Below are 25785 nucleotides of genomic sequence, written 5' to 3' on the forward strand. Positions count from 1 at the left end.
GTCCTCCATGAGAAAAAACAAGTGACAGGTTCCGGGCTGCTCGGGAAACTATCGGCTTTCCGATTGACCGAATGTGGAGTCCCCAATGTCAGACAAAAGCCGCCAGATGACCCCCGAAGAGGCTGCTGAATTTGCCGAACAGGTGTTCAACAAAGCGCGCGAGGGTGATGCGGCCATGATGGCTGCGCTGCTGACCAAGGGCCTGCCGCCGAACCTGCGCAACCACAAGGGCGACACTTTACTGATGCTCGCCGCGTACCACGGCCATGTCGACACGGTAAAAGTCCTGCTCGAACACAAGGCCGATCCCGAGATTCGCAACGACAACGGCCAGAGCCCGATTGCCGGCGCGGCATTCAAGGGTGATCTGGCAGTGGTCAAGGCGTTGGTTGAGGGGGGCGCTGAAGTGGAAGGTTCGTCCTTCGACGGTCGCACTGCGCTGATGATGGCGGCGATGTTCAACCGCGTCGAAATCATCGACTACCTGATCAGCAAAGGCGCCGATCCGAAAGCCAAGGACGCCAATGGCGTGTCTGCGCTGGACGCGGCCAAGACCATGGGGGCGGTGGATACTACGGCTCAGCTGCAGAAATTGCTCGGCTGATCACATTAAAAGATCGCAGCCTTCGGCAACTCCTACAGAGCGCACGTCATGCCAATGTAGGAGCTGCCGAAGGCTGCGATCTTTTCGTCTTTGCGCTTAACCTGCGCTATCCTTCGCGCCCTCAAAATTCCCTCGCTACAGGATCCACCTCATGAAAACCGCACTCGTCGAACTCATCAGCAAAATCAGCTCCGGGTGCATGGGCGAGGACGAAATCCTGAAAATCGCTGACGAAGCGGCTCAGGCCTACGCCGATCCCGAGGCTTTTCTGGCGGCCAATCCAGACATCAACTACGACGAGACCTTCCCGATCCCGTTGGGCGAGTGGGTTGTCGTCGGCAGTCTGCCGGAAACCGTGCTGTTTCAGGCCGACACCTACATGGACCTGTTCGCGCAGATCGTCGCCTCGTTCGGCCCCGGCGTTGAGTTCAATATCAAGCCCAAGCAACTGGCCAAAACCGAAGCTCTCACGGCACTCAATCGCATTCAGGTGCAGATGAGCAGCCTGAACAAGGAAAACGGTGGCTACACCTTGATGAATTTCAGCCAGTTGCTCGACGACGAGCTGCAAGTGGTGCTGGTCTATGGCAACGACGTGCCACGGGTGCTGGAGTTGTGCGCCGAAGTCGGCATCGCCGCCGCGCCCACCCTGGAAGCCCTGAAAGTGGCCATCCACGTCTGAAGCCGTCTACAACGGTAATAAAACGGAACCCTCGCCAGGCCCGACTATCCTAAGAGTGCCTACCATTTTTTTGGAGCGACACCATGGGTTCCACGTTCAACACCCTGATCGGCCTGATTATTTTTGCCCTGGATATCTGGGCCATCATCAACGTGCTTAAAAGTGGCGCCGAAACCGGGATGAAAGTCCTTTGGGTGCTGTTGATCCTGCTGCTGCCGGTGCTGGGCCTGATCATCTGGGCCATCGCCGGGCCAAGGGGCGATGTGCGGATCTGACCGGTTTCGCGCAAGCAACACCGAACCTGTGGGAGATTCTATGTCGCGGGCAAGTCGAATCGTCGCACCGCCGCTCCCACAGGGATTGGGCCGAGTCATCACGTGAGGTTCGACCTGTCATGTTCCGCGACGTAGAATGCGCGCCTTTCCCGGCCAATCGAGGCGATCGATTGGCCATCATGGGCGGGTAACCGTCCGTTGCCACCCGCATTCATCGGAGCACTTCCCATGAGCAATACCCCAACCAGCGAGTACCTGGAAACCCTCTACGAAGGCTATGGCCAGCGTTTTCGCATGGAAAAACTGCTGCACGAAGTGCGCACCGAACACCAGCACCTGGTGATTTTCGAAAACCCGCGCATGGGCCGGGTGATGGCGCTGGACGGCGTGATCCAGACCACCGAAGCCGACGAATTCATCTACCACGAAATGCTCACCCACGTGCCGATCCTCGCCCATGGCACTGCCAAGCGCGTGCTGATCATCGGCGGCGGCGACGGCGGGATGCTGCGTGAAGTGGCCAAGCACCGCAGCGTCGAACACATCACCATGGTCGAAATCGACGGCACCGTGGTCGACATGTGCAAGGAATTCCTGCCGAACCACTCCAAGGGTGCGTTCGATGATCCACGCCTGAACCTGGTGATCGACGACGGCATGCGCTTCGTCGCCACCACCACCGAAAAGTTCGACGTGATCATTTCCGACTCCACCGACCCGATCGGTCCGGGCGAAGTGCTGTTCTCCGAAAACTTCTACCAGGCTTGCCACCGCTGCCTGAATGAAGGCGGTATTCTGGTGACCCAGAACGGCACCCCGTTCATGCAAATCGAAGAAGTCAAAACCACCGCCGGCCGCCTGCGCAGCCTGTTCCCGGACTGGCACTTCTATCAAGCGGCGGTGCCGACCTACATCGGCGGCGCGATGACCTTCGCCTGGGGCGCAACCGATACCGCCTATCGCAAATTGTCCCGCGAAACCCTGCAACAGCGCTTCGCCGGCAGCGGCATCGTCACCCGCTACTACAACCCGGAAATCCACATCGGTGCCTTCGCCTTGCCGCAATACGTGCTGCAAGCGGTGAACAAACCCAGCAACGACTGACGCTTCGTCGACCGGAAAAGGCCGTCGCCGGTGTGAAGCACGCGGGTGACGGCCTTTTTCATGTCTCGCTTTTAGGATCCCTTGGAACGATCGGCCAATGCACGAGTCGAGATAGATGTAAGCCCATCGATGGGTTTTATCGAGGAGGCACCGATGCAAAAGTGGAAAATCACTTTCGTGGACGATCACGGTGAAACAGTCGACGAACTCTTCGAGTGCGAGGAATGCCCGAACAGCGAGCAAGCCGCCAAACTCATTCTCGACCGGCGCCTGCCGGTCGCTGCCGAACTGGACCTCAATGATCTGGAGGGTCGCACCGATGATCCGACCGTCAAAAGCCTGAAATCCCAGTACAGCATTGAAATCCTCAGTATTACTCCGATCTGATACACCTCTTGTCACATTCACCAGCAGGCCTTGGCAGCGGCTCTGTCTTGCGGCTACTCTGCAAGCGAGATCAGCGAATGACTCGCTAAGGTCTGGTCTTGTCAGCTACATGCTTGTTTCCCGGCGGCAACCTCTGTTGCCGTATCGCTCTCACCAATCGGTTGAAAGTGCAGGGAATACGGAAAGTCTATCCATCAGTCTGAGGGGGACGTTTCATGAGCACAGCCTATCAAGAAGACATCAGCAGCAGCGTGCTGCGCCGCATGAAAGAAGGCGGTTTCGACTTTTCACGTTTCCATCCCATCGAGTTCTACGCCATTTTCCCGGACGAGGAGCGGGCCCGCAGGGCAGCAGGTCATTTTTGTGGTGAATCCTTGAATGCCCAGATCAGCGTGCGTGACGACGGCGCGTGGTCGCTGGAGCTGAGCAAAGTGATGTACGCCACCTACGACGGGATCGGCGACTTTGAGCAGGACTTCGAGGCGGTGGTCGAGCCTCTGGGGGGCATCATCGAAGGATGGGGCGTCAAACAGGAGATACGAGGGCTACTCGCATAAGCTTATGAACAGTGACACTTAGTAACGGCTGACCTTTGGGTTGGCCGTTTTTGTTTCGATCTTTTTATTTCGCCACATTTCAAACGGACAAAAAAAGCCACCTGAACAGGCGGCTAAAAGGGAAGAACGATAAGTTTTGCAACGAATGCACGGATTATCCGCATCTCCCTCCCGAGCAGTGAAATCAACTCTGACTATGCTGCTGATAGGCGACAGCATTGCTTCGCCATGAAGCGGGGGCGATCAGGGTGGGGCAATTACCGCACAGGATTGGTGCGGTGCGCGCAGCGACATTATCCAACTGATTGATATCAAAGCGTTTATGCCGATGGCACGGGCCTTGCGAAGGTCTGGACGTCCGGGTGACAAGGAGTACGGCATGATCCGCACCTATTTTGATGAGATGTACGATGCCGGCGGCCAGGTCCGTCCGCATTATCGGGAGTTTGCCCGTTGGCTGGCCGAAACGCCTGACGAGCTTCTGGCACAACGGCGACGCGAGGCCGATCTGTTATTTCATCGTGCCGGGATTACCTTCACGCTCTATGGTGATGAGCAGGGGACAGAGCGCCTGATTCCCTTCGACACCATCCCCCGCAGCATCCCCGCCAGTGAATGGCGGGTCGTCGAACGCGGCTGCATTCAGCGGGTCAAGGCATTGAACATGTTCCTTGCCGACCTCTATCACGAGCAGCGCATCATCAAGGCCGGCATCATCCCGGCCGAACAAGTGCTGGCCAACGAGCAGTATCAGTTGGCGATGCAAGGTCTGGATCTGCACCGCGATATCTATTCGCACATTTCCGGCGTCGACCTGGTGCGCGATGGCGACGGCACGTACTACGTGCTCGAAGACAACCTGCGTACCCCCAGCGGCGTGAGCTACATGCTCGAAGACCGCAAGATGATGATGCGCCTGTTCCCCGAGTTGTTCGCGGCCCAGCGCATCGCACCGATCGACCACTACCCGAACCTGTTGCTCGACACCCTGAAGAGCTCCAGCCCGATCGACAACCCGAGCGTGGTGGTGCTGACGCCGGGGCGTTTCAACAGTGCGTTTTTCGAGCATGCGTTCCTCGCTCGGGAAATGGGCGTTGAACTGGTGGAAGGCGCGGACCTGTTCGTGCGCGACGACAAGGTGTTCATGCGCACCACGGACGGGCCGAAAGCGGTCGATGTGATCTACCGTCGCCTCGACGATGCGTTCCTCGATCCGCTGGCGTTCAACCCCGATTCGATGCTCGGCGTTCCGGGGCTGCTGTCGTCCTACCGCTCCGGCAATGTGGTGCTGGCGAATGCCATCGGCACCGGAGTCGCGGACGACAAGTCGGTGTATCCCTTCGTCACGGACATGATTCGTTTCTACCTCGATGAAGAGCCAATCCTGAAGAACGTGCCGACGTGGCAGTGTCGTAATCCTTCTGAACTGTCCCACGTGCTGGCCAACCTTCCGGAGCTTGTGGTCAAGGAAACCCAAGGCTCCGGCGGTTACGGAATGCTGGTGGGGCCGGCGGCGACGGCGGCGGAAATCGAGTCTTTCCGCGAGCGGATCAAAGCCAAGCCCCACGCGTACATCGCGCAACCGACGTTGTCGTTGTCGACCTGTCCGACCTTTGTCGAAAACGGCATTGCTCCGCGCCACATCGACCTGCGTCCGTTTGTATTGTCTGGCCGCGAGACCCGGGTTGTGCCCGGCGGTTTGACCCGTGTCGCCTTGCGTGAAGGCTCCCTGGTGGTGAACTCGTCCCAGGGCGGCGGAACCAAGGACACCTGGGTGGTCGAGGATTGAAGGAAGCCTGCCATGTTAAGTAGAACTGCCTCGGATCTGTATTGGATGTCGCGTTACCTGGAGCGGGCGGAAAACCTCGCGCGGATGCTCGACATCAGTTATTCGCTGTCGCTGATGCCCCAGGACGGTCGTGGCGACGGCTTGCACGAACTGGCCATGCCGTTGCTGATCACCGGCACCCTGGACGATTACCTCGCGCGCCACGGCGATCTGCATGCCGAACGGCTGCTGCATTTTTTCGCCCTGGACGCGGCCAACCCGGCGAGCATCTACAGCTGCCTCGGTGCCGCGCGAGCCAGCGCCCATGCGGTGCGTGGGCGAATCACCGCCGACATGTGGGAAAACATCAACGCCACCTGGCTGGAAATTCGCGGGATCGCCGAGCAGGGCTTAAGTCGCTACGGCATGAGCCGTTTCTGCGAGTGGATCAAGGAACGTTCCCATCTGTTCCGCGGCGCTTGCTACGGCACGATCATGCGTAATGACGCGTTCCGCTTCATTCGTCTGGGCACCTTTATCGAAAGGGCCGACAACACCTTGCGCCTGCTTGATGCCCGTTACGAAATGGCCGGCGATCAAGCCGAAGCAGTCAGCGACGGTACGGCCCACGCCTATTACCAATGGAGCGCCTTGTTGCGGGCCTTGTCATCGTTCGAGGCCTACACCGAAATCTACCGCGACGCCCCCGGCGCCCGGCATGTGGCCGAGCTGTTGTTGCTGCGCGCCGATGTGCCGCGATCCCTGCGAGCCTGCACCGAAGAGGTCGATCAGATTCTCGCTCAACTACCGGGGGCCAACGGCCGTCCCGCACAACGCCTGGCGGCGGAAATGGACGCGCGCCTGCGCTACACCGGTATCAACGAAATCCTCGACGAAGGCCTGCACACCTGGCTGACCGAGTTCATCCCGCTGGTGCGCCAGTTGGGCAATGCCATACACAGTTCCTATCTGGAGGCTGCATGAGACTTTCCATTAGCCACGAGACCGCCTATCACTACGAAGATCAGGTGCGGGCGAGCATCCAGTACCTGCGACTGACACCCCACGACAGCGAGCGCCAGCACGTGCTGAGCTGGCAACTCGACCTGCCGCGCCCGGTGCGTGCGCAACTCGATCCGTTCGGCAACATCCTGCATGTGCTGACCCTGGACGAGCCGCATGAGGCGATCATTATCGGCGCCCGTGGCCAAGTCGACATCGACGAGCTGCGCGAAGCCGAGCACGAGAGTCAGTCGGCGCTGCCGTTCCTGCGTTTTACCCGGCTGACCGAAGCCGACGAAGCCCTGCGCGCGTTTGCCGAGAAGGCGTGCAAGCAACGGCGGGATCGCACGGCGCTGATCGATTTGATGCATGGCCTGAACCAGCACATGACCTACACGCCAGGTGCCACCGAAGTGGAGACCAGCGCCGCGCAAGCTTTCGCCGGGCGTTCCGGGGTCTGCCAGGACCATACCCATGCGTTTCTCGCCTGCGCCCGCAGCCTGGGCATCCCCTCGCGTTATGTGTCGGGGTATTTGTACAGCGAGAACAGCGAGCACCTGGCCAGTCACGCTTGGGCGGAAGCCTGGCTGGATGACGCCTGGTATAGCTTCGATGTGACCAACGAACTGGCCCGGCCTGAGCGTCACCTGAAACTGGCCGTGGGTCTGGACTACCTGGACGCCTGCCCGGTGCGTGGCATGCGCCGTGGCGGTGGGTATGAGCAGATGCATGCCAAGGTATCGGTCTCGCCGACGCCTGCGCCGGTGATCTCCGTCCAGCAGCAGTAAGCTACACCGATCGTTCCCACGCTCCGCGTGGGAATGCCTCTACGGACGCTCCGCGTTCGGCTTTGGATGTGACGCAGAGCGTCACGGGCTGCATTCCTTTGCTGCGCGTGGGAATGATCACTGACTACGGCTTCACTTTGCGTCCCGCCATGTGCTTCAAATACCCCACCAACAACTCCAGATCCCCCTCCGGCAACACCGTCGTCGCAAACGCCGGCATCTTCGCCTGCGGCCACTGGCGCAAGCTCTGCGGGTCACGAATGTAACGCTTGAGGAAGTCCGCGCCGAAATACTCGGTCGGGTTGAACGGAATATTCAGGTCCGGCCCGAACTGCGCGTCCCCCGCGCCATTGAGTCGATGACACGCCAGGCAATTCTTCTGAAACAGCGCGAAGCCCTTGTTCACCGGATCGTCCGCCTTCAGCGCAGGATCGGGTAACAGGGCAGGGAAGCGCTCGGCCACCGGGGCCATACGCTTGATGCTCGCGACTTCGAACGGCCATTGCTCGGGGCTGATATTGCCCGCCTGTGGATCGGTCCAGACCAGATAGAACGGCCCGGCACTGGGCTTGCCCTCGGACAGCGGCGGCCACGGCTTGGCCGGGTCTTCAATCGCCAGCCAGGCCCGCGCGCCCTGGGTGTTGAGCAACGGCGCGGCGGCCAGTTCGGCGGCAAAACCGTCCAGGGCCACGGCTTGCAAGTGGTCGTCAGGCTTGATGCCCGTCAACAACGCTGCCAACGGCACGGCGCGATAGCTCATGTCCCGTTTATAGGAAACGTCGTTAGTGATCGTGATGGTTTGAGCCTGAGGATGCTTGAGCAATTCCTCGGTCTGCCAGGTGCGAGGGCTCGCGCCCACCTCGAGATTCAGCTGCGCGGCAGACAGAGGCGTGCTGAGCAGCAAGGCCCCAAACAGAATGAGCGCTTTCAAGTGATCGTCGTCCATGTCGTGGAAGTGCCGCAAAGGTTGGCACAGCCACGCCGGCCCGGATAGCGAGCCAGTCACATTTTTATCAGGCGAAATGAAAACCCCAGCTGCTCGATCAGCCAAGCACCTTGGTCAGGTTCGGCAAAATCAACAACAGCGTAGTAGCAAATAGAATGAGCCCGGCTTGACGTACTTTCGAATGTTTGAACATGGCTTGACCGCCTTTTTTGTTATTTCCTGGTTGCCTGCCTGCATATCTCCATGACGGCAGAGCGCTGCACTTCCTGTAGGACGAGAGCCTCGGCAAAACCCGACGACAACTTCGTACAGGTTTACATTAGGGCCCGCGTCACGCTTGGCTTAGATCCATTTCGTATGGGCTTAGCGCTAATCGCTGCTAAAAAGACATGAGGCCTATGGCCAGCTTCTTGGGCGCCCGTTGGCTAGACAGCTTGGTGACGCGAATCGATTAATCCGATAGCTGACTACCGTTCGTCTGAGCGTGACCGTCAACCCCAATGAGCGCTGTGGTCATTGAATCCACGGCTGCTCGGCATAAGGTGAGGGTATAGAGATCACCCTCAGGTTCGAGAACGCCATGACCCAAGCTTTGATATTCGACGCGTTACGCACGCCCCGTGGCAAAGGCAAGCCCAATGGCGCCTTGCACAGCGTCAAGCCGGTGAACCTGGTGGCCGGGCTGCTGACGGCGTTGCAGCAGCGCACCTCCCTGGACACCAGTCAGGTCGACGACGTGGTGCTGGGCTGCGTGACGCCCATCGGCGATCAGGGCGCCGACATCGCCAAGACCGCCACACAGGTGGCCGATTGGGACGTCAGCGTGGCCGGCATGCAGCTCAATCGCTTCTGCGCGTCGGGGCTGGAAGCAGTGAACCTGGGCGCGATGAAAGTGCGTTCCGGCTTCGAAGATCTGGTGGTGGTCGGTGGCGTCGAGTCGATGTCCCGCGTGGCCATGGGCAGCGACGGCGGGGCCTGGGCGCTGGACCCGGAAACCAACTTGCACAGCCATTTCACACCCCAGGGCGTGGGCGCCGACCTGATCGCGACAATCGAAGGTTTCAGTCGTCAGGACGTTGATGCCTTCGCGTTGCACTCGCAGCAGAAGGCGGCTCGGGCGCGGGCGAATGGTTCCTTCAACAAGTCGCTGGTGCCGGTGCAGGACCAGAACGGCATCATCCTGCTCGATCACGATGAGTTCATTCGCGCCGATTCGACCATGGAAGGCCTGGGCAAGCTCAAGCCGAGTTTCGAAATGATCGGGCAAATGGGCTTCGACGCCACGGCATTGCGGGTGTACAGCCAGGTCGAGCGGATCAACCACGTTCACACACCGGGCAACAGTTCCGGGATCGTTGATGGCGCGGCATTGATGCTGATCGGCTCCGAAGCGAAGGGCCGGGCGCTGGGCTTGCAGCCACGGGCGCGGGTCGTCGCCACGGCGGTCACCAGCACCGACCCGACCATCATGCTCACCGGCCCGGCGCCAGCGACCCGCAAGGCACTGGCCAAGGCCGGGCTGCGGGTCGAAGACATCGACCTGTTCGAAGTCAATGAAGCGTTCGCCTCGGTGGTGCTCAAGTTCATCAAGGACATGGCCATCGACCCGGACAAGGTCAACGTCAACGGCGGCTCCATCGCCATGGGCCACCCGCTCGGCGCCACCGGTTGCGCGATTCTCGGCACGCTGCTCGATGAACTGGAAACCCGGCGCCTGCGCTATGGCCTGGCGACATTGTGTGTCGGCGGCGGCATGGGCATTGCCACCATCATCGAACGCCTCTGAGCCCTAGGAACATTGCCATGACCCAAGCCATTCGTTATGAAAAGGGCCAGGACCGGATCGTCGTCTTGACCATCGACATGCCGGGCCAGAGTGCCAACACCATGAACGCGGTCTACCGCGAAGCCATGGCCACCTGCATCGAGCGTCTGGTCGCCGACAAGGATGCGATTGCCGGCGTGATCATCACCTCGGCCAAGAAAACTTTCTTCGCCGGTGGCGACCTCAATGAGCTGATCAAGGTCGGCAAGCCCCAAGCCAAAGCCTTTTACGACATGGTGCTGACCCTCAAGGGCCAATTGCGCACCCTGGAAACCCTGGGCAAACCGGTGGTTGCCGCGATTAACGGTGCGGCGCTCGGCGGCGGCTGGGAAATCTGTCTGGCGTGCCATCACCGTATAGCGCTCGACAACCCGTCGGTGCTGCTTGGCCTGCCGGAAGTTACCCTCGGCCTGTTACCGGGCGGCGGCGGGGTGGTGCGCATGGTGCGCATGCTGGGCATCGAAAAAGCCCTGCCGTATCTGCTGGAAGGCAAGAAAATCCGCCCGCAACAGGCGCTGCAAGCGCGGTTGATCGATGAGTTGGCCGTCGATCACGATGAGCTGATGGCCAAGGCGCGGGCATGGATTGTTGCTCATCCGGTCGCAGTGCAGCGCTGGGACGTAAAGGGTTATCAGATCCCTGGCGGCACGCCGTCGGATCCGAAAGTCATGCAGATGCTGACCATCACGCCGTCGATCCTGCGCAGTAAAACCCAGGGATGCCTGCCCGCGCCGGAGAAAATTCTCTGCGCCGCAGTGGAGGGTGCTCAGGTGGATTTCGACACGGCGCACCTGATCGAAACCCGCTACTTCACCGAACTGACTACGGGCCAGGTGTCGAAAAACCTCATCGGCACCTTCTGGTTCCAGCTTAATGAGATCAATGCCGGCGGTTCGCGTCCTCAGGGCATAGCGCCTTACGTAACGAAGAAAGTCGGCGTGCTCGGCGCCGGAATGATGGGCGCGGGCATTGCGTTTGTCAGCGCCTCGGCCGGTATCGATGTGGTGCTCAAAGACATCAACCTCGCCGCGGCAGAGAAGGGCAAGGCCCACTCGGCGGCGCTGCTGGACAAGAAGGTTGCTCGGGGCCAGTTGAGCCGGGAGCGGCGCGAGGCGATTCTGACGCGAATCCATACCACCGAAAACGATGCGGACCTGGCCGGTTGCGATTTGATCATCGAAGCGGTGTTTGAAGATCGCGAGCTTAAAGCCAGGGTCTCATCGGCAGCGCAAACCGTCGTCGGCCCAGATGCGGTGATCGCCTCCAACACCTCGACCTTGCCAATCAGTGGCCTGGCCACCGCCGTGCCGGACCAGACGAAATTCATCGGCCTGCATTTCTTCAGTCCCGTGGAGAAAATGCCGTTGGTGGAAATCATCAAAGGCGTCCATACCAGCGACGAAACCCTGGCTCGTGGTTTTGATTTCGTCCTGCAAATCAAGAAAACTCCGATTGTGGTCAACGACAGTCGCGGTTTCTTCACGTCGCGAGTGTTCGGCACCTTCACCCACGAAGGCATCGCCATGCTCGGCGAAGGCGTGAGCGCGCCGATGATCGAGACCGAAGCGCGCAAGGCCGGCATGCCCGTCGGGCCTCTGGCGATCTCCGACGAAGTTTCCCTCAGCCTCATGAGTCATATCCGCCAGCAAACCGCCAAAGACCTGCAAGCGGAAGGGAAACCGCTGATTGAGCACCCGGCGTTCGCCGTGATTGACTTGCTGCTCAAGGAATTCAAGCGTCCGGGCAAGGCCGCTGGAGGTGGTTTCTACGATTATCCGGCCGCCGGGCAGAAACATTTGTGGCCGGAGCTGAAAACCCGCTTCGAGAAAGCCGACGGGCAGATTTCGCCGAAGGATGTGCGTGATCGGTTGCTGTTCATCCAGGCCATCGAAACCGTGCGTTGTGTAGAGGAGGGCGTGCTGACCTCGACGGCGGATGCCAACGTTGGCTCGATCTTCGGCATCGGCTTCGCAGCCTGGACCGGCGGTGCGCTGCAATTCATCAACCAGTACGGTGTGAAAGACTTTGTTGCCCGCGCCCAGTACCTGGCCGAGCAATATGGCGAACGCTTCACGCCGCCTGCGCTGTTGCTGGAGAAAGCCGCCAAGGACGCGTTGTTCTAAGGGGACGTTCTAAGGGACCGATGACGCCTTCCGGGGCTTGCCTTGCCACCGTGTTTCAAGGCAGGCTCTGGGGTGTGCATTATTCCCACCACGTGTCAGGTATTTTTTATGTCGTTACGCATCTGCATTCTGGAAACCGACATCCTGCGTCCAGAACTGGTCGATCAATATCAGGGTTACGGGCAGATGTTCCAGCGTCTGTTTTCGCAGCAACCCATCGCGGCCGAATTCAGCGTGTACAACGTGATGCAGGGCGAATATCCCAGCGATGATCAGACTTTCGATGCATATCTGGTCACCGGCAGCAAGGCCGATTCCTTCGGCACCGACCCGTGGATTCAAACCCTCAAGACGTACCTGCTCAAGCGCTACGAACGTGGCGACAAACTGTTGGGCGTGTGCTTCGGTCATCAATTGTTGGCGCTGCTGTTGGGCGGCAAGAGCGAGCGGGCGACCCAGGGCTGGGGCGTCGGCACCCACAAATACAAACTCGCGGCCAAGGCGCCATGGATGAGCCCGGTGAGGGAAGAACTGACGTTGCTGATCAGTCACCAGGACCAGGTCACCGCGCTGCCGGAAAACGCTACAGTGATTGCTTCTAGCGACTTCTGTCCGTTCGCCGCGTACCACATCAACGATCAGGTGCTGTGCTTCCAGGGGCATCCGGAGTTCATTCACGATTACTCGCGGGCGCTGCTGGATATCCGCCAGGAAGCGCTGGGCGAGCAGATTTATTCGCAAGGTATGGCGAGTCTTGAACACGAGCATCACGGCACTACCGTTGCAGAGTGGATGATGCGGTTTGTGGCGCACAAGCCTGAGACTGACTCGGTTAAGCCTTAAAAGCTTCGCGGGCAAGCCTCGCTCCTACGGATAACCCCGTAGGAGCGAGGCTGCCCGCGAATTTTGCAGACGCCTCGGTTCCGACTACAACCACCCAGACTTTTTGAAGCTCGCCCACAAACCGACGCACCCAACGGTAATAAACCCCAACACCGCGAAATACCCGTAATGCCAAGTCAACTCTGGCATGTCCTGGAAGTTCATCCCGTAAATCCCCGCGATCGCCGTCGGAAACGCCAGAATCGCCGCCCATGCCGCAAACTTGCGCTGCACCACGCTCTGGCGCGACGCCTCCAGCAACACCCCGACCTCGATGGTCTGGCTGGCAATGTCCGCCAGGGTCGTCAGGTCTTCCATCTGCCGCGTGACGTGAATCTGCACATCGCGAAAATACGGGCGCATGTTTTTGTCGATAAACGGAAAACTCAGCTTTTGCAGTTCCTCACCGATCTCCACCATCGGCGCCGCAAACCGGCGCAAGCGCAATACATCGCGACGCAGGCCGTGGAGTTTCTGGATATCGCGCTCGTTCAGCGAACCGCAGAGGACATTGCTTTCCAGCTCATCGATCTCGGCATGAATCGCTTCGCCCATCGGCTGGTAGTTTTCGATCACGAAATCGAGGATGGCATAGAGTACGAAATCTTCCCCATGCTCCAGCAACAGCGGACGTGCCTCACAGCGTTGTCGGACATGGGCGTAGGACGCCGAGTGACCATTGCGCGCGGTAATGATGTAACCCTTGCCGGCGAAGATATGCGTCTCGATGAACTGCAATTTGCCTTCATGGCGGATCGGTGAATACGTGACGATGAACAGCGCATCGCCGAACGTTTCCAGCTTCGGTCGACTGTGTTTTTCCAGGGCGTCTTCGATGGCCAGTTCGTGCAGGTTGAACTGGCGTTGCAGGTTGAACAGCTCCTGCGCATTGGGCTCTTCGAGGCCGATCCACACAAAGTGGCCAGGCTTGGCCGCCCAGGCAGCGCCTTCGTCGAGGGTAATGTTGGTGACTTTCTTACCGGCGCTGTAAACCGCAGCAGCAACGACTCTACCCATGATGGTGATTCACTTCTTATTGGCCGCTTTCTATTGGTAAAGACTGGCGGTGCCAGGCAGGTTTCAGCTTAACCTTGTCTACTGCTTGAGAGTCAGCAAAATCTGCAGAGTTCGCAGGTAAAAGAAAACCCGCACAGGGCGGGTTTCATTCAGGTGGCTTGCAGCTGCCGATCCATCGAGTCGATGCACTCGCGCATCTGTTCGCGGCACTGGGCGATCAGCATCGGCATGTCATCCAGACTCAATCCAGCCGTAGGAATTGCCGGCAATGAACGGATCAGAATTTTCCCACTGCGCCAGCGGTTCAATCGCATGTGTTTGACGTAACTGCTGACACACACCGGCACGATTGGCACACCGGCGGCAATCGCCATCTGGAACGCGCCTTTCTTGAACGGCAGCAGCTCTTCGCCCAAGTTGCGGGTGCCCTCGGGGAAGACCCAGATCGAGGTATCTTCATTTTGCAAGGTGTGAGTGGTGGTCAGCATCGACTGGCGTGCCTTGAGCGCATTGCCGCGATCGATCAACACATTGCCCGCCAGCCAGAACAACTGCCCGAACAGCGGCACCCACTTCAGACTCTTCTTGCCAATGCACACGGTACGGCGGGGCACCACGTTGCCGAACACAAACAGATCGTAGTTGGACTGGTGGTTGGCGATGATCACGCAGCTGTCAGGTTTATCCATCAACGGCCCGACATCGGCCTTCACCCGCAAACGCAAAATACACATTGCCGGCCACGCATACAGACGGGCGCACAAACGGCTGTTGTCTGGATTGAACGGGCGGCACAGCCCGAGAATCACTCCGAGCACACCGGCCAGAATAAAGTGCAGGCCCATCAATAACATACGAAACACAAACAGCATTTAAAGGCCCACCGGGACAAAAGGTGGCGCAGTGTACGGATGTGCACTGTTTTCGGCAATTGCCGCTATAGAAGCGGGAGATAGCCGATGTTTGAGCGCATGTATCCGATTTGTAGGTCAGATGCGGCCTAGAGCGGTTGTAAGGTTTTAAACCAGACACCCAAGAAAAAGCCCGACACGACGGTCGGGCTTTTCGGTGCAACGCGTTCGGGCTTAGCCCATGTGCTCCTGATCCAGGATGATCGCGTTGTCCAGCGTCTCCAGCAGCGCCTTGCGCGTTTTCAACTTGGTGTTCTTGTGGGCGATCATGTTGAGCTTCTTCAACTGACGAGCCGCCGCCAGCGCCGCGCCTTGCAGCTCTTCGGCCGACACCACCTTATCGAGGAAACCGGCATCCACGGCGCTTTGTGGGTTGAACATCTCGGCATTGATCACCGCGCGATGGAACGCCGACTTGCGCAGACGATCACGGGCCAGTTCGATACCGGCGTGGTGCATGGTCATGCCGATCTGCACTTCGTTCAGGCCAATGCTGAACGGGCCATCGACACCGATGCGATAGTCAGCCGACAACAGAAGAAACGCACCCTTGGCCACCGCGTGCCCAGGACACGCCACGACCACCGGGAACGGATGCGACAACAGGCGACGAGCCAGGGTCGAACCGGCAGCCACCAGGGCCATGGCCTCGTTAGGGCCGGCCGTCATCACCTTCAAATCATAACCACCCGACAAAATCCCCGGCTGACCGGTAATGATCACCACCGCCCGATCCGCTACCGCCCGATCCAGCGCAGCGTTAAACGCGACAATCACGTCCGGAGAGATGGCATTGACCTTGCCATTGCTCAAGGTCAGGGTCGCGATACCGTCTTCGAGATGGTAGGAAATCAACTCACTCATGACGCCAATCCTTCTAATAAAGTAGGGCAGACGTTACCCACCGCTGTAGGCCAGGTAAAGCGCCGTGACTGACCCGCCAGTCACCCTTTTCCCGCCCGCCAGGCACAGCCCGCCCCGCCCACCGCGCATTAGCCTCTATATAGAAGGGGAGGCGAAGCCGGAGATTGGCAGGTTTGCCATGCCCTTGAACGCCCCCAAAGCGCTAATCGCGTTAAGCGCATGAAAATTCTGAAAAAAATATTTGCCATCAGAAAAGCTTTCGACTACATTAGCGCGCCTCGACAGACTGAATAAGTCTGACGAGATACGGTGAAGTGTCCGAGTGGCTTAAGGAGCACGCCTGGAAAGTGTGTATACAGGAAACTGTATCGAGAGTTCGAATCTCTCCTTCACCGCCAAATTCGATATACACAAAACCCCTGATTTCGAGAGAAGTCAGGGGTTTTGTGGTTTCTGGCGTCTGGATTTCATGCATTAGACTGCCAAACTCCTCGAGCGGAATCGACCTCGGTGCCCAAACCCTCGCGTCAGTTTCGTTGTTTCAGCCATTGATGACAGCTCTGAACAAGGACATCCCATGATCACCACCACTACCCACACCATCGAAGGTCGTCAAATCACCGCGTACCTGGACATCGTCAGCGCCGAGTCGGTGCAGGGCGTTAACGTGATCCGTGACATGTTCGCCGGGATGCGGGATTTTTTTGGTGGACGCTCTCAGACGTTGGAGCGGGCGTTGAAGGATGCGCGGATTCAGGCGACCGACGAGATCAAGGAGCGGGCACGGGCGCTGCAGGCGGATGCGGTGGTGGGGCTCGATTATGAGATCAGCATGCCGGCCGGCAAGGGTGGGATGGTGGTGGTGTTTGTGACCGGGACGGCGGTCAAGCTGAGGTAGGCTGCGCGGTACTGGCCATTCGTCGGGCATGTAACGATCTGAACCACAAGTCTGGGAATGACCGGCTAGTCTCAAAAACCAGGGTGGTCGATATTTTTCAGGCAAAAAGGGCTTGCCGGTATCGACCCGTTTTGAGAGGAGCGAAGATATGGCTGAGCCGTATATCGAAGACGACGGTGCAGAGTTTCCAATCAATGATTGCGTGCAGTGTGGTCAGACGGACTATGTGCCGAGCTTCGGCGAAGACCGTATCAAAATCAATAAAATCAAATCTGCAGTGCCTAGGACCCGGGGGCCGAAATCGAAATTTATGCCCAAGCTGGGGGCGCCCTCCAGGAAGTAATCCGATCACAGCACGAACCCCGCCATTGAGCGGGGTTTCTTATTTCTGATGGGCAGGAAAGGTGGCTCGGTGGCAATGCCGAGAAATGTCCTACAACTTTGCGAGCGCTGGTATTTTTTTCACAAACTTTTCACACCGGCCTACGTAGGCTCAACTCATCCGTTAGAAAGCAGTACCCTGGCCCGTCTCCCCAGCGGGCTTTTTTTTGCCTGTCATAAAACCTTTTGCATAAATGCTGTCCAACCGTCGCCAATGGCGAGGTTGTTCTGGTTTTGTGTCTGGACTTTCCCTCCGCTAAAGCATTCAATCTCCGGCCTTTCGGTTCCCACTTTTTTGAGGTTCTTGTGATGCGTTTGACACTGCCTGCTCTGGTTCTGGGCCTTTTGGTTGCTCAAGGTGCGATGGCTGCCGGCGACGGCACGGCCGCGCTCGGTGGTGGTCTGGGTGGTGCGTTGGGTAACGTGGTTGGCCAAAAAATGGGCGGCAGCACTGGCGCAGCGATTGGTGCTGGCGTAGCGGGTGCAGCCGGCAGCGCTGTTGCCGCACGTAAAGGCAGCCGCACCAAAGCGGCCATCGGCGGCGGTGTTGGCGCGGCGGGCGGTTCGATAATCGGTAACAGTCTGGGCGGCAAGAACGGCTCTACCATCGGCGCCGGCTTGGGTGGCGCATTGGGCGGCGGCGTAGGCAGCAACCTGTCCAAAAAGCGTCACTGATCCTGAATGATCCGCTGAAAAAGCCCGGCTTAACATGCCGGGCTTTTTCGTTTGGGAACATTTCTCCGACCCGTGGCTCAAATCTCATACAGTCGGTATTGGTTTGCTGTACAACAGACCCAGATGCAGGCTGATGCCTATCCGCGGCATGTTCTTCCCCCAATGCGGAAATTAGAGGTTCATATCATGCGTATGACTTTGTCCACGGTGGTTTTAGGACTTTTAATCGCTCAAGGCGCAATGGCCGCCGGCAACGGCGACGCTGCAGTCGGTGGTGGTCTTGGCGGTGTGTTGGGTAACGTGGTTGGCGGGCAACTGGGCGGCAGCACCGGGGCTGCGGTGGGCGCAGGCGTCGGCGGTGCGGCAGGCAGTGCAGTCGGCGCGCGTAAGGGCAGTCGCACAGAAGCGGCCGTCGGCGGTGGTCTCGGCGCGGCGGGCGGTTCGGTGATCGGCAACAGCCTGGGCGGCTCCACTGGTTCGGCTATTGGCGCAGGCGTGGGCGGCGCAGCCGGTGGCGCGGTGGGCAGCAGCATGGGTGATGACCGCGGCAGTTCGCATTCCGGTGGCGGCTACTACAAACACAAGCATAAAAATAAGTACAAGCATCGCTAACTCGATATCGAGTTAAAGTAAAACCCGGCCGAGTGCCGGGTTTTTCGTTTCTGTCGATAGGACGCTGGAACGATTGGCCGTAGGACCTTTCGAACTTTATAGACACCCTGAACGTTGTGAGGCATGCAATGACTCCGGAAACCGAAGACAAGGAAGAAGAAGGCCCGATCAACGATCCCGGCAACGAAGATCCGGGGTCTCTGATGGACGACGCCACGGTGCCGCTCAACGATGCCGATGACGCGGGCGATGTGGGCAACCTGGAGAATGATGAGTATGACGAGGAAGACGACGAGTGATCGGGCTTCGTGGGCGGGACGACCAATCGTCCTTCTGATCGAACCGCGTCTATTGAGTTGTCCTCGAAATATCAGGATCTGCTTTCCAGGTCCATTGAGAGGTGCGTTATGAACGCTGATCCGAAAGACTCCGATATCGACGATACCCCCGAATACCCGCTGCCTTCACCCACCAACCCCTTGAGTCGCAATCAGCGCCCGCCCGACGATGACGACACGGCTGTGGAGCAAGTACCGGACGATGATGTGAAGCGCGGTAATGTGGAGGCCGACCCGGAAGACCCGGACATTGCCGGTGATGACGCCTCGGGCGAACCGAGCTGAAAGCTGTATGGTGGTGCATCGCAGATTGTCGATTGAGCGACACTTTTAAAAACGATCACTGCCAGAGATCAGGTAACGCACTCTTTAAAGGAGACGCACCATGATCAGGTCAAAATGGAAGGTGTTGACGATGGTCGGCTTATTGTCGATCAGTTCATTGACGGCGTTTGCTGAATCTACCGGTCGCGATGCGCCGGTCGACAAGGGGGGCATGCCGCCTTATTCGGAAATGAATGCGGGTACCTCGGACGGGAAGGCGCTGCCGCCGGACACCATTGGTGGTGGGAAAGTTGGTGATGCCAACGGGAGCAGCATCGACCCGGGGAAGGGCAGCGGGTCGACGAGTGGTGGAAGTTCAATGGGGAGTGGTTCTGGAAGTGGGTCTGGAGGATCAGGTGGTTCTGGGGTGAGTGGAGGCGGTGCAGGTAAAACCGGTAGTTCGGGCGGCTAAGTCAGATTCTTGACTGTAGAACTGAGCCCAGCGTCGGGCTGGGCTTCGGGAGCTTGAAGTTTCTTGATCTCTTTTTTCGACTCGCTAGTCCTCTTCAATCTCTGATTCAAACCAGCGCATAAAGAAGTCTCTCTGAACCTCTGGGTCGTTCGTAAGATTATTTTCTTCATAGTCAAAAATATTTACCAGGTCATTCCTTGTTGCATACTTACCTAGTGTGAGTTCATATGCTTTTACTCCGAGCGACATCTGTGAGGACATGCTGGAGGGGTGTACGTTTATTTTTGCTCCTTTGCACAGGAAGGTCACATCACTATGATCTTGCCTAATATGCCCCAAGCAAATGTAGAAATTATTACCTGCGTATAATTTTCGATATCCATCTTTCATGATGAAAGTAATAGTCAGGTTTTTTGAGTCACAGAGAAGCTCAGCGGATTGAAGCTCGTTATTTTTGACTATCGCAATCGCTACGCTGTCCACGTTTCATTTCCCGCTCGGATTTAAAGGTGATGTTACCTGGTAGTGAGCATTGGCGAAGATGGGGCGTGATGCCGCCCTATTGATTTTGCCTTGGGTTACTTGTTTAGGCTCTGTCAGGCTTTTGGACAGGTCAAATGAAGTTTGTCTTGTTTAAGCTGGATCTGGGTTTGCTGAGTTAGTTTGTTTTTGCCGAAAATGGCTTATCCATTGATGGTAAAATTCAATTTGTTCGGAAATGTCATTAACGATGTTCTGGTCTTCAAAATCAAAAATGTGAACAATATGATCACGTGATGCTGCTTCTCCCAGTATCATTTCATAAGCAATAGCTCCATTGCCCATCTGAGAGCACATACGTGAAGGGAATACATTGAGTTTTGCTCCTTTGCAAAGAAACTTTGTTTCAGGGAAGTCTCGTCGGATTTGTGTCAGGCATAAATACAGACCATCGTCGGTGTAAATTTTTTTGAATCCATTTTCCATTGTGAGCGTCAGTGAGCTAAAGCGCTCTTCGAGAGTTGCGGTTTCAATGGTGTTCCCTACCTTTAGTTTTATGTGGTGTTTCATCGTTGTGCTCCGCGTGTCAGATTTATTAGGTGTGATCAACTGCGGCTGTTGTCTTTAGGTTTTGTTTGGCGTTGTAGTTGTCAGTGATTCGATCCAGTTTTGATAAAAGGTGTTTTGTTCTTCAATATTGTTAGTGATATTTTCGTCTTCGTAGTCGAAAATTCGTACTAGATCCTCGTCTTCACTGGGTTTTCCAAGTTTAAGTTCGTATGCGACTAACCCGCTAGACATTTGGGAGGACATCCGCGAGGGGTGAACATTTATTTTGGCACCTTTGCACAGGAATTTTATTTTCGGGTAGTCGGCTCTTAACATGCCAAAGCATACGTAAAGGTCATAGGCCGTATAAACTTTTGTTAAATCACTTCGCATCGTGAATCTGAGTGTCCGTTTCTTTCTGTCGCATTCGATTGTGGCCGTCTCTACGACCCCATGATTATTTATTAATATTTCTATTGTTTTCATGACTACTTCCTGTAAGGGTTAGGTATTGAGTAGCCCTTGTAGCTACCATCCTCATGGACGGGGGTGGCACCGACGATGTCGTGATTTTTTATTCCACCCGGGAACGCTATCTCAACCTCGCGCCGGTGTGGTGACATCATGCCAAGTTCTTTGTTTACATCGATTCCTCTAATGTTTTTAAGTACATATACATAGCCGTCGGAAAACCAGTAGCCTGTGGCAAACTTTTTTGCCTCATTTTCGCTTGTCGAAGTGCTGACAAAGTAGCTAGGAGGGCTTCTGTTATCCAATGCATGCATGTACAGATCTGTACTGTCTCCCAAGGGTTCAAATCCTGCCTCAAAAATTTCCCATGGTTCTCGGTCGTCACCACGGTACAAATAATAGTTCTCTTGTTTTGGATTTGGGGTTCCGGGCTCCCCCTCATCAACCCCAACCTTACCCGCCGGATCCTCATCCCCAAACGACGGCTTTTTACACCCATCCCCCCCAGGGCACTCACTCAACCCCAGTGGATCAACCCAACCCGCCGGATTGCGCGTGTACTGATAGCCGTTTAACCCGCCCGCCAACTTGCTCGGGTCCGGCGTCAGGTACCGTCCGATATCCGGATTGTAGTAGCGATGCCGGTTGTAATGCAGGCCGGTTTCCGCGTCGAAATACTGCCCTTGAAAGCGTAGCGGTTGATCGAGGACCTGGTGGGTGTCGCGGTTTAGGCGGGTGAGGCGGCCATAGGCGGTGTATCGGGCGGCCCAGATGATTTCGCCGCTGTAGTCGGTGAGTTCTTGCGGTGTGCCGAGGTGGTCGAGTTGGTAGTAGAACGGACAGGCTTTTCTCGGGCCTTTGCCATCGAGCATGGCCAGCGGGCGGAAGGTGCCGGGTTCGTAGACGTAGCTGCGATGGTGGTCCTGGCTGTGTTCGGCGACGAGGTGGTCGCCCTGCCAGAAAAACTCGGTGGTTTTACCGTCGACGGTTTTGGCGATGCGCCGGCCGAAGGCGTCGTAGCGGTAACTGGAACTACGACCGTCCGGCGTGGTGACGCCGATCAGTCGATGCTGGCAGTCATAGCGGTATTCGGTGACGAGTTTCTGCGCGGTACCACGGCGTTCGCGGATGAGGTTGCCGAAGGTGTCGTAGTCGAAGTGGCGATCACCCTGCATCAACAGGCGATTGCCTTTGACGGACGCCGGGCCAGGACGATCCTGCATCAGCAGGTTACCGGCCGGATCGTGGGCATAGCTTTCCGGCTGTTGGTCGCGGGAGTGGCGCACGCGGATCAGGCGATCGAGCGAGTCGTACTGATAGCTGCGCTGGCCATGGCGGGTGTCGGCGATGCTGTCGAGATTGCCATTGAGGCTGTAGGCATAGTCGCGGCGGTAGAGCGGATGTTGGTGCTGGCCGACAGCGTGGGCCTTCAGGCGACCCTGTTCGTCGTAGGCATATTCACTGAGTAGCAGGCCTTGTTGGCGGTTTTGTTCGCGACCGGCGAGGAACGTATGCGAGGTCAGTCGTGCGCCATTGAGGTCGATGGCCGTCAGCGCACCGCCCTTGGCGTGGTGGTAGTCGAGTTTGCTGCCGTCCGGCAGGCGCAGGCGGTGGAGCTGGCCACAGGCGTCGTAGCCATAACGCAAGGTGCCCCAGCCCTGGTGCTCGGTGATCAGCCGGTCCTGTTGGTCGTACTCGAACTCCAGCGGATGGTCGTGGCCGTCGTCGACGCTGGTCAGTCGGCCCAGCGAGTCGTAGCGGTATTCCTCCTCGATGCCATCAGGCAAGGTTTTGACCAGCAACCGCCCGGCCGAATCCCGTTGATAGCCCGTGACCAGCTGCGAGCCGTCATCACCGAGCTCGGTTTTTTCCAGCAGGTGCCCATTGAGGTCGTAGGCGTACGCGGTACGACGGCCGTCGAAGCCGGTTTCCTGTCGGATCAATCCGTTGGGCGTGTAATCCAGCCGATATGTTTCGCCGGATTCGTTCTCGATTTCCGTCAGCAACAGCTGTGCGTTGTCGTAGCGATAACGCAATTGCGTGCCATCGGGGTTGATCCGGCGACTGACCAGGTGCAGGTCGTCGACGTATTCATAGCGGGTGACGCGGCCCAGTTCATCGCGTACGGCGGTGATCTTGCCGTAGGCGTTGTAGCTGAACCCGCGCGTGGCCCCGGTAGGCAACGTCGCCTGGACCAGTCGGCCGACGGCATCCCATTGGTATTGGGTGACGGCACCGTGTTCGTCCTGACGAGTAAGCTGCCGCCCCAGCACGTCGTAGGAAAACCGCCGCTGCCCACCGTCCGGCAGCGTTTCCTCGAGCAACTGCCCCAAGGCATTCCAGACAAAGACATGCCGACTGGTGTCCGGGTAGCGGACCGATAGCAGCCGGCCTTGCTCGTCGTAGTGGTAATGGGTGACCTGACCGTCCGGATCGGTGGCTTCGGTGACGTCACCCTGAGCATTGCGCTGGTATTTCCACACCGCCTGACCGCGATAGCGCGCATGCAGGAAACCGTTGCGATACTCGTAGGACGTCGGTTCGTCCTCCGGTGGAATCAGCGCCACCAGCCGTCCGACGTCGTCATAACGGTATTCGGTGACGGCCCCCAACGGATCCTGCTCGGCAATCAGCCGGCCCTGCTTGTCGTAGGCCTTGAGCTGTTCGCCGCCATCCAGCCCGACCCGGCGCACCAGCCGCGCCCGGTCGTCGTGGACGTAAACTTCTTCGCTGCCGTCGATGTTCCGGACGGTGACGCTGCTCTGGTCATCCCAGACATAGCGCGTGTCCATCTGCGCAAACGACGCCCAATGCCGCACGCAGCGCGCCGACTTGCCAGACCGTTCCCACTCCCAGAAGAAACTCGCGCCGCCGGCCAGTTGCCGCTGCAAAATTACGTGGTGGTCGTCGTAGTCGTAACGCTCGCTTTCCCCGGCGGCATTGATCGCTTCGATCAAGCGCTGGCGGGCGTCGTAGCGGTAGAAAGCCAGCGTTTGCTCTGTACGCCAGGCTTCACCCAAGTCATCGCCGGGGTGAAACGACTGGTATTCGACGGCGATGAGGTGCCTGCGCTCGTAGCACAACAGCAGCGAACGACCGGCACCGTTGTCGAGGCGTTGAATACGCTCCTGGCGGTCGCGAGTGATGTGCAGGCGGTTGTTGTAGGCGTCACTGATCGCCGTCAGTCGACCGTTGTGAAAGTGGTAGAACCGGCTCGTCTCACCGGCCAGCGCGAGAATCAATTCCTCCGGTTCGTCCCCAAGGTAAATCGCCGCTCGCGACAGGCTGTTATGAATGGCCGGGCGCTCGACGCTCGGCAACGGAAACGTCGTACGACGGTTTTCATGGTCGATCCAGACGACCTGTCCAGCGCCCAGCTCCAACCGCTGCGCCAGCGAATGGCTCCAGCCCCAGCCCAGTCCGCAATCGATCTCTACCGCGCTGGTGCGGTAGAGCCGGGTAAAGTCGAACGGCAGCAGCCCGTCCAGAGCACCGTCGGTCAGGGTCAGCAGTTCTTCGCCGCTGACCATCGACACAGGGCAGCCGTTGGTGCAGGTCAGTGCCGCGCAATCGGCGCTGTCGCCATTGGGATTTTTCGCTTGATTCGATGCATCGTCGTGGGGTTCGTGACGGCCCAGCCGGGTCTTGGCTGCAGACTTGTCGCGGGCGATGGCGAGCGGATTGTTCACCTGCACAACCGGTGAGTTGCCGGCGCTGATCTGCAGTGGAACCGTCGGTGCAGGTCTCAACGGTGCATTGCGCGCACTGACCACGAGTGGTTTGAGGACGCCAGCGTGGGCTGTCAGGTCGGATTTGGCCGTCAGTTCGGCCAGTCGCAAACTGGCAGTCGCCAACCATTGTCGAGCCCGATGGGACTTGATCTTGTCCAGCACTTTGGCGCTCATGCCGAGCTTCAGGCCCGTAGGACCTGTGAGGCGCGCCAGCAGGAAGCTGATTAATATTTCCGTACGAACTTGTGCCACGACTTCGGCGATGTACTGTGGCGGCAACATCCTCAGCCAACTGGTGAAGGCTGCGAGATGGATGAACATCAACGGCTCATCGCTCAACATCAGCAACACATTGGCAATGGTTTCAGCTGACGCGTTCAGCAGCGTCTCAAGCTCGCCTTGTGTCAGGTACTCGAGGAGTTTTTCGCTGTTGCCTTGCAGGTCCGCCACCAGGGCGTAGACCTGCTTCACGTCATCCCACAAGCCGTGCAGCGAACGCTCGAAACTGTGCCAGTCAGCCTGTTGCAGCAAGCCGTAGCGTTGGGTGAAACCTGCTTTGGAAAAATCTGCCCATAAAGGCTCGAATTCGCTCGTCCATTCGTTGCGCAACCAGCCTTCCAGCTCGCCGATCACTCCCTGATAGGAGGCGTAGAGCGCTTTGACGTGTTCAGTGGAAACATTGGGAAAGAAGGTGATGCGATAGCGATGGCCGCGCCAGCATTCGGGGATTTCGAGAATGCCGCTGGGGCCGATGGTTGCGTGGACAGGCTCACCGAATGTCAGCTCACCATTGCGCTGCGAGATAGCCGGCTCGAGCATCACCGGTGTATCGCCGATTGGCACGAAACGCGCGGCTTCGAACATATGCACCAGGGTCAACGGACCGCTGGCAGGGCACATGGCGAGTGTCGAACTGACAGGGGCGATGGAGTCCTTCGGTGCGCTGAGCCGGACTTCGTTGCCGACCTTGAACACTTGCTCGACGTTCAGCGCGCCACCGGTCCAGAAGTTCTCCGCCCAGGCCTCGTAGTCGTTGAGGCAGAGTCGGAAATCACCGAGCAGCGCTTTGATGTCCGGCTGTTTGGGGTTCATGGCGGCGACCACCAGCAGACCGATGGCGTTGTTCAAGGCCAGGACCTTGTCAGGTTCGAACATTCGCAATCCCTCGCGCTGATCAAT

The 25785-nt window shown here is 58.1% G+C and carries 27 protein-coding genes and 1 tRNA gene; 20 read left to right on the top strand and 8 right to left on the bottom strand.

All coding sequences use genetic code 11. The features are described from left to right. Nucleotides 1–85 precede the first annotated feature (85 nt). The 9 genes from AC1D2Q_RS21125 to AC1D2Q_RS21165 all read left to right on the top strand — a co-directional run bounded on the left by AC1D2Q_RS21125 (nucleotide 86) and on the right by AC1D2Q_RS21165 (nucleotide 7167). Nucleotides 86–604: an ankyrin repeat domain-containing protein gene (locus AC1D2Q_RS21125; RefSeq protein WP_477814427.1), complete on the top strand. Its 519-nt coding sequence runs from the start codon at nucleotides 86–88 to the stop codon at nucleotides 602–604. Nucleotides 605–755: 151 nt separating this feature from the next. Continuing rightward, on the top strand, nucleotides 756–1286 hold the full coding sequence (locus AC1D2Q_RS21130) for a hypothetical protein (RefSeq protein ID WP_477814428.1): 531 nt from the start codon (nucleotides 756–758) through the stop codon (nucleotides 1284–1286). Between the two features lie 83 nt (nucleotides 1287–1369). Next, complete coding sequence (locus AC1D2Q_RS21135) at nucleotides 1370–1561, top strand: PLDc N-terminal domain-containing protein (protein WP_007940802.1); 192 nt, start codon at nucleotides 1370–1372, stop codon at nucleotides 1559–1561. A gap of 228 nt (nucleotides 1562–1789) precedes the next feature. Continuing rightward, nucleotides 1790–2665 (top strand): polyamine aminopropyltransferase, encoded by an 876-nt coding sequence (gene speE / locus AC1D2Q_RS21140; RefSeq protein WP_007940801.1) that lies wholly within the window; start codon nucleotides 1790–1792, stop codon nucleotides 2663–2665. A gap of 153 nt (nucleotides 2666–2818) precedes the next feature. Further along, nucleotides 2819–3052, top strand: coding sequence for a hypothetical protein (locus tag AC1D2Q_RS21145; RefSeq protein WP_477814429.1), 234 nt, complete (start codon nucleotides 2819–2821; stop codon nucleotides 3050–3052). Nucleotides 3053–3267: 215 nt separating this feature from the next. Beyond that, complete coding sequence (locus tag AC1D2Q_RS21150) at nucleotides 3268–3609, top strand: ribonuclease E inhibitor RraB (protein ID WP_477814430.1); 342 nt, start codon at nucleotides 3268–3270, stop codon at nucleotides 3607–3609. Between the two features lie 379 nt (nucleotides 3610–3988). After that, nucleotides 3989–5398: a circularly permuted type 2 ATP-grasp protein gene (locus AC1D2Q_RS21155; RefSeq protein WP_007902187.1), complete on the top strand. Its 1410-nt coding sequence runs from the start codon at nucleotides 3989–3991 to the stop codon at nucleotides 5396–5398. Between the two features lie 12 nt (nucleotides 5399–5410). Then, nucleotides 5411–6361: an alpha-E domain-containing protein gene (locus AC1D2Q_RS21160; RefSeq protein WP_026286340.1), complete on the top strand. Its 951-nt coding sequence runs from the start codon at nucleotides 5411–5413 to the stop codon at nucleotides 6359–6361. Continuing rightward, nucleotides 6358–7167, top strand: coding sequence for a transglutaminase family protein (locus tag AC1D2Q_RS21165; protein ID WP_477814431.1), 810 nt, complete (start codon nucleotides 6358–6360; stop codon nucleotides 7165–7167). Before AC1D2Q_RS21160 ends, AC1D2Q_RS21165 begins: the two co-directional genes overlap by 4 nt. A 124-nt stretch (nucleotides 7168–7291) precedes the next feature. Here AC1D2Q_RS21165 and AC1D2Q_RS21170 read toward each other — a convergent pair whose 3' ends face one another. Further along, on the bottom strand, nucleotides 7292–8113 hold the full coding sequence (locus tag AC1D2Q_RS21170; protein ID WP_477814472.1) for a c-type cytochrome: 822 nt from the start codon (nucleotides 8111–8113) through the stop codon (nucleotides 7292–7294). A gap of 580 nt (nucleotides 8114–8693) precedes the next feature. Between AC1D2Q_RS21170 and AC1D2Q_RS21175 the strand changes: the two genes are divergently transcribed. The 3 genes from AC1D2Q_RS21175 to AC1D2Q_RS21185 all read left to right on the top strand — a co-directional run bounded on the left by AC1D2Q_RS21175 (nucleotide 8694) and on the right by AC1D2Q_RS21185 (nucleotide 12904). Further along, nucleotides 8694–9899: an acetyl-CoA C-acetyltransferase gene (locus tag AC1D2Q_RS21175; protein WP_477814432.1), complete on the top strand. Its 1206-nt coding sequence runs from the start codon at nucleotides 8694–8696 to the stop codon at nucleotides 9897–9899. A gap of 17 nt (nucleotides 9900–9916) precedes the next feature. Continuing rightward, nucleotides 9917–12061, top strand: a complete 2145-nt coding sequence (locus tag AC1D2Q_RS21180) for a 3-hydroxyacyl-CoA dehydrogenase NAD-binding domain-containing protein (protein ID WP_477814433.1) — start codon at nucleotides 9917–9919, stop codon at nucleotides 12059–12061. 108 nt (nucleotides 12062–12169) lie between these two features. Beyond that, on the top strand, nucleotides 12170–12904 hold the full coding sequence (locus AC1D2Q_RS21185) for an amidotransferase (protein WP_111454656.1): 735 nt from the start codon (nucleotides 12170–12172) through the stop codon (nucleotides 12902–12904). Nucleotides 12905–12988: 84 nt separating this feature from the next. Here AC1D2Q_RS21185 and AC1D2Q_RS21190 read toward each other — a convergent pair whose 3' ends face one another. The 3 genes from AC1D2Q_RS21190 to AC1D2Q_RS21200 all read right to left on the bottom strand — a co-directional run bounded on the left by AC1D2Q_RS21190 (nucleotide 12989) and on the right by AC1D2Q_RS21200 (nucleotide 15735). Then, nucleotides 12989–13960, bottom strand: coding sequence for a magnesium and cobalt transport protein CorA (locus AC1D2Q_RS21190; protein ID WP_019579723.1), 972 nt, complete (start codon nucleotides 13958–13960; stop codon nucleotides 12989–12991). A gap of 149 nt (nucleotides 13961–14109) precedes the next feature. Then, entirely contained in the window at nucleotides 14110–14832 is a 723-nt protein-coding gene (locus AC1D2Q_RS21195) for a 1-acylglycerol-3-phosphate O-acyltransferase (RefSeq protein ID WP_477814434.1), read from the bottom strand. Between the two features lie 213 nt (nucleotides 14833–15045). Next, nucleotides 15046–15735: a crotonase/enoyl-CoA hydratase family protein gene (locus tag AC1D2Q_RS21200; RefSeq protein WP_018925220.1), complete on the bottom strand. Its 690-nt coding sequence runs from the start codon at nucleotides 15733–15735 to the stop codon at nucleotides 15046–15048. Between the two features lie 308 nt (nucleotides 15736–16043). Here AC1D2Q_RS21200 and AC1D2Q_RS21205 point away from each other — a divergent pair. From AC1D2Q_RS21205 to AC1D2Q_RS21240, 8 genes are all read left to right on the top strand, one after another. Then, nucleotides 16044–16133, top strand: a tRNA-Ser gene (locus tag AC1D2Q_RS21205). A 179-nt stretch (nucleotides 16134–16312) separates the two neighbouring features. Beyond that, entirely contained in the window at nucleotides 16313–16633 is a 321-nt protein-coding gene (locus AC1D2Q_RS21210) for a YbjQ family protein (protein ID WP_105339643.1), read from the top strand. Nucleotides 16634–16781: 148 nt separating this feature from the next. Then, on the top strand, nucleotides 16782–16976 hold the full coding sequence (locus AC1D2Q_RS21215; protein ID WP_007940781.1) for a hypothetical protein: 195 nt from the start codon (nucleotides 16782–16784) through the stop codon (nucleotides 16974–16976). A gap of 347 nt (nucleotides 16977–17323) precedes the next feature. Continuing rightward, nucleotides 17324–17689, top strand: a complete 366-nt coding sequence (locus tag AC1D2Q_RS21220) for a glycine zipper domain-containing protein (protein ID WP_019648242.1) — start codon at nucleotides 17324–17326, stop codon at nucleotides 17687–17689. A 186-nt stretch (nucleotides 17690–17875) separates the two neighbouring features. Continuing rightward, nucleotides 17876–18301: a glycine zipper domain-containing protein gene (locus tag AC1D2Q_RS21225; protein WP_305411711.1), complete on the top strand. Its 426-nt coding sequence runs from the start codon at nucleotides 17876–17878 to the stop codon at nucleotides 18299–18301. 128 nt (nucleotides 18302–18429) lie between these two features. After that, nucleotides 18430–18600, top strand: coding sequence for a hypothetical protein (locus AC1D2Q_RS21230; protein WP_007940775.1), 171 nt, complete (start codon nucleotides 18430–18432; stop codon nucleotides 18598–18600). Between the two features lie 108 nt (nucleotides 18601–18708). Next, nucleotides 18709–18924 (top strand): hypothetical protein, encoded by a 216-nt coding sequence (locus AC1D2Q_RS21235; RefSeq protein WP_477814435.1) that lies wholly within the window; start codon nucleotides 18709–18711, stop codon nucleotides 18922–18924. Nucleotides 18925–19024: 100 nt separating this feature from the next. Further along, nucleotides 19025–19375: a hypothetical protein gene (locus tag AC1D2Q_RS21240; protein ID WP_477814436.1), complete on the top strand. Its 351-nt coding sequence runs from the start codon at nucleotides 19025–19027 to the stop codon at nucleotides 19373–19375. A gap of 84 nt (nucleotides 19376–19459) precedes the next feature. Here the strand turns inward: AC1D2Q_RS21240 and AC1D2Q_RS21245 are convergent, their stop codons facing one another. The 4 genes from AC1D2Q_RS21245 to AC1D2Q_RS21260 all read right to left on the bottom strand — a co-directional run bounded on the left by AC1D2Q_RS21245 (nucleotide 19460) and on the right by AC1D2Q_RS21260 (nucleotide 25761). Next, complete coding sequence (locus tag AC1D2Q_RS21245) at nucleotides 19460–19858, bottom strand: hypothetical protein (protein WP_477814437.1); 399 nt, start codon at nucleotides 19856–19858, stop codon at nucleotides 19460–19462. A 150-nt stretch (nucleotides 19859–20008) separates the two neighbouring features. Continuing rightward, a complete protein-coding gene (locus AC1D2Q_RS21250) occupies nucleotides 20009–20425 on the bottom strand; it encodes a hypothetical protein (RefSeq protein WP_477814438.1) in 417 nt (138 codons plus the stop codon). Nucleotides 20426–20479: 54 nt separating this feature from the next. Then, entirely contained in the window at nucleotides 20480–20890 is a 411-nt protein-coding gene (locus tag AC1D2Q_RS21255) for a hypothetical protein (RefSeq protein ID WP_477814439.1), read from the bottom strand. A gap of 2 nt (nucleotides 20891–20892) precedes the next feature. After that, the gene (locus AC1D2Q_RS21260; RefSeq protein ID WP_477814440.1) at nucleotides 20893–25761 is read right to left on the bottom strand and encodes an RHS repeat-associated core domain-containing protein; all 4869 of its coding nucleotides are present in this window, start codon (nucleotides 25759–25761) and stop codon (nucleotides 20893–20895) included. Nucleotides 25762–25785: the final 24 nt, after the last annotated feature.

It is taken from the genome of Pseudomonas sp. P1_A1 (assembly GCF_056406935.1).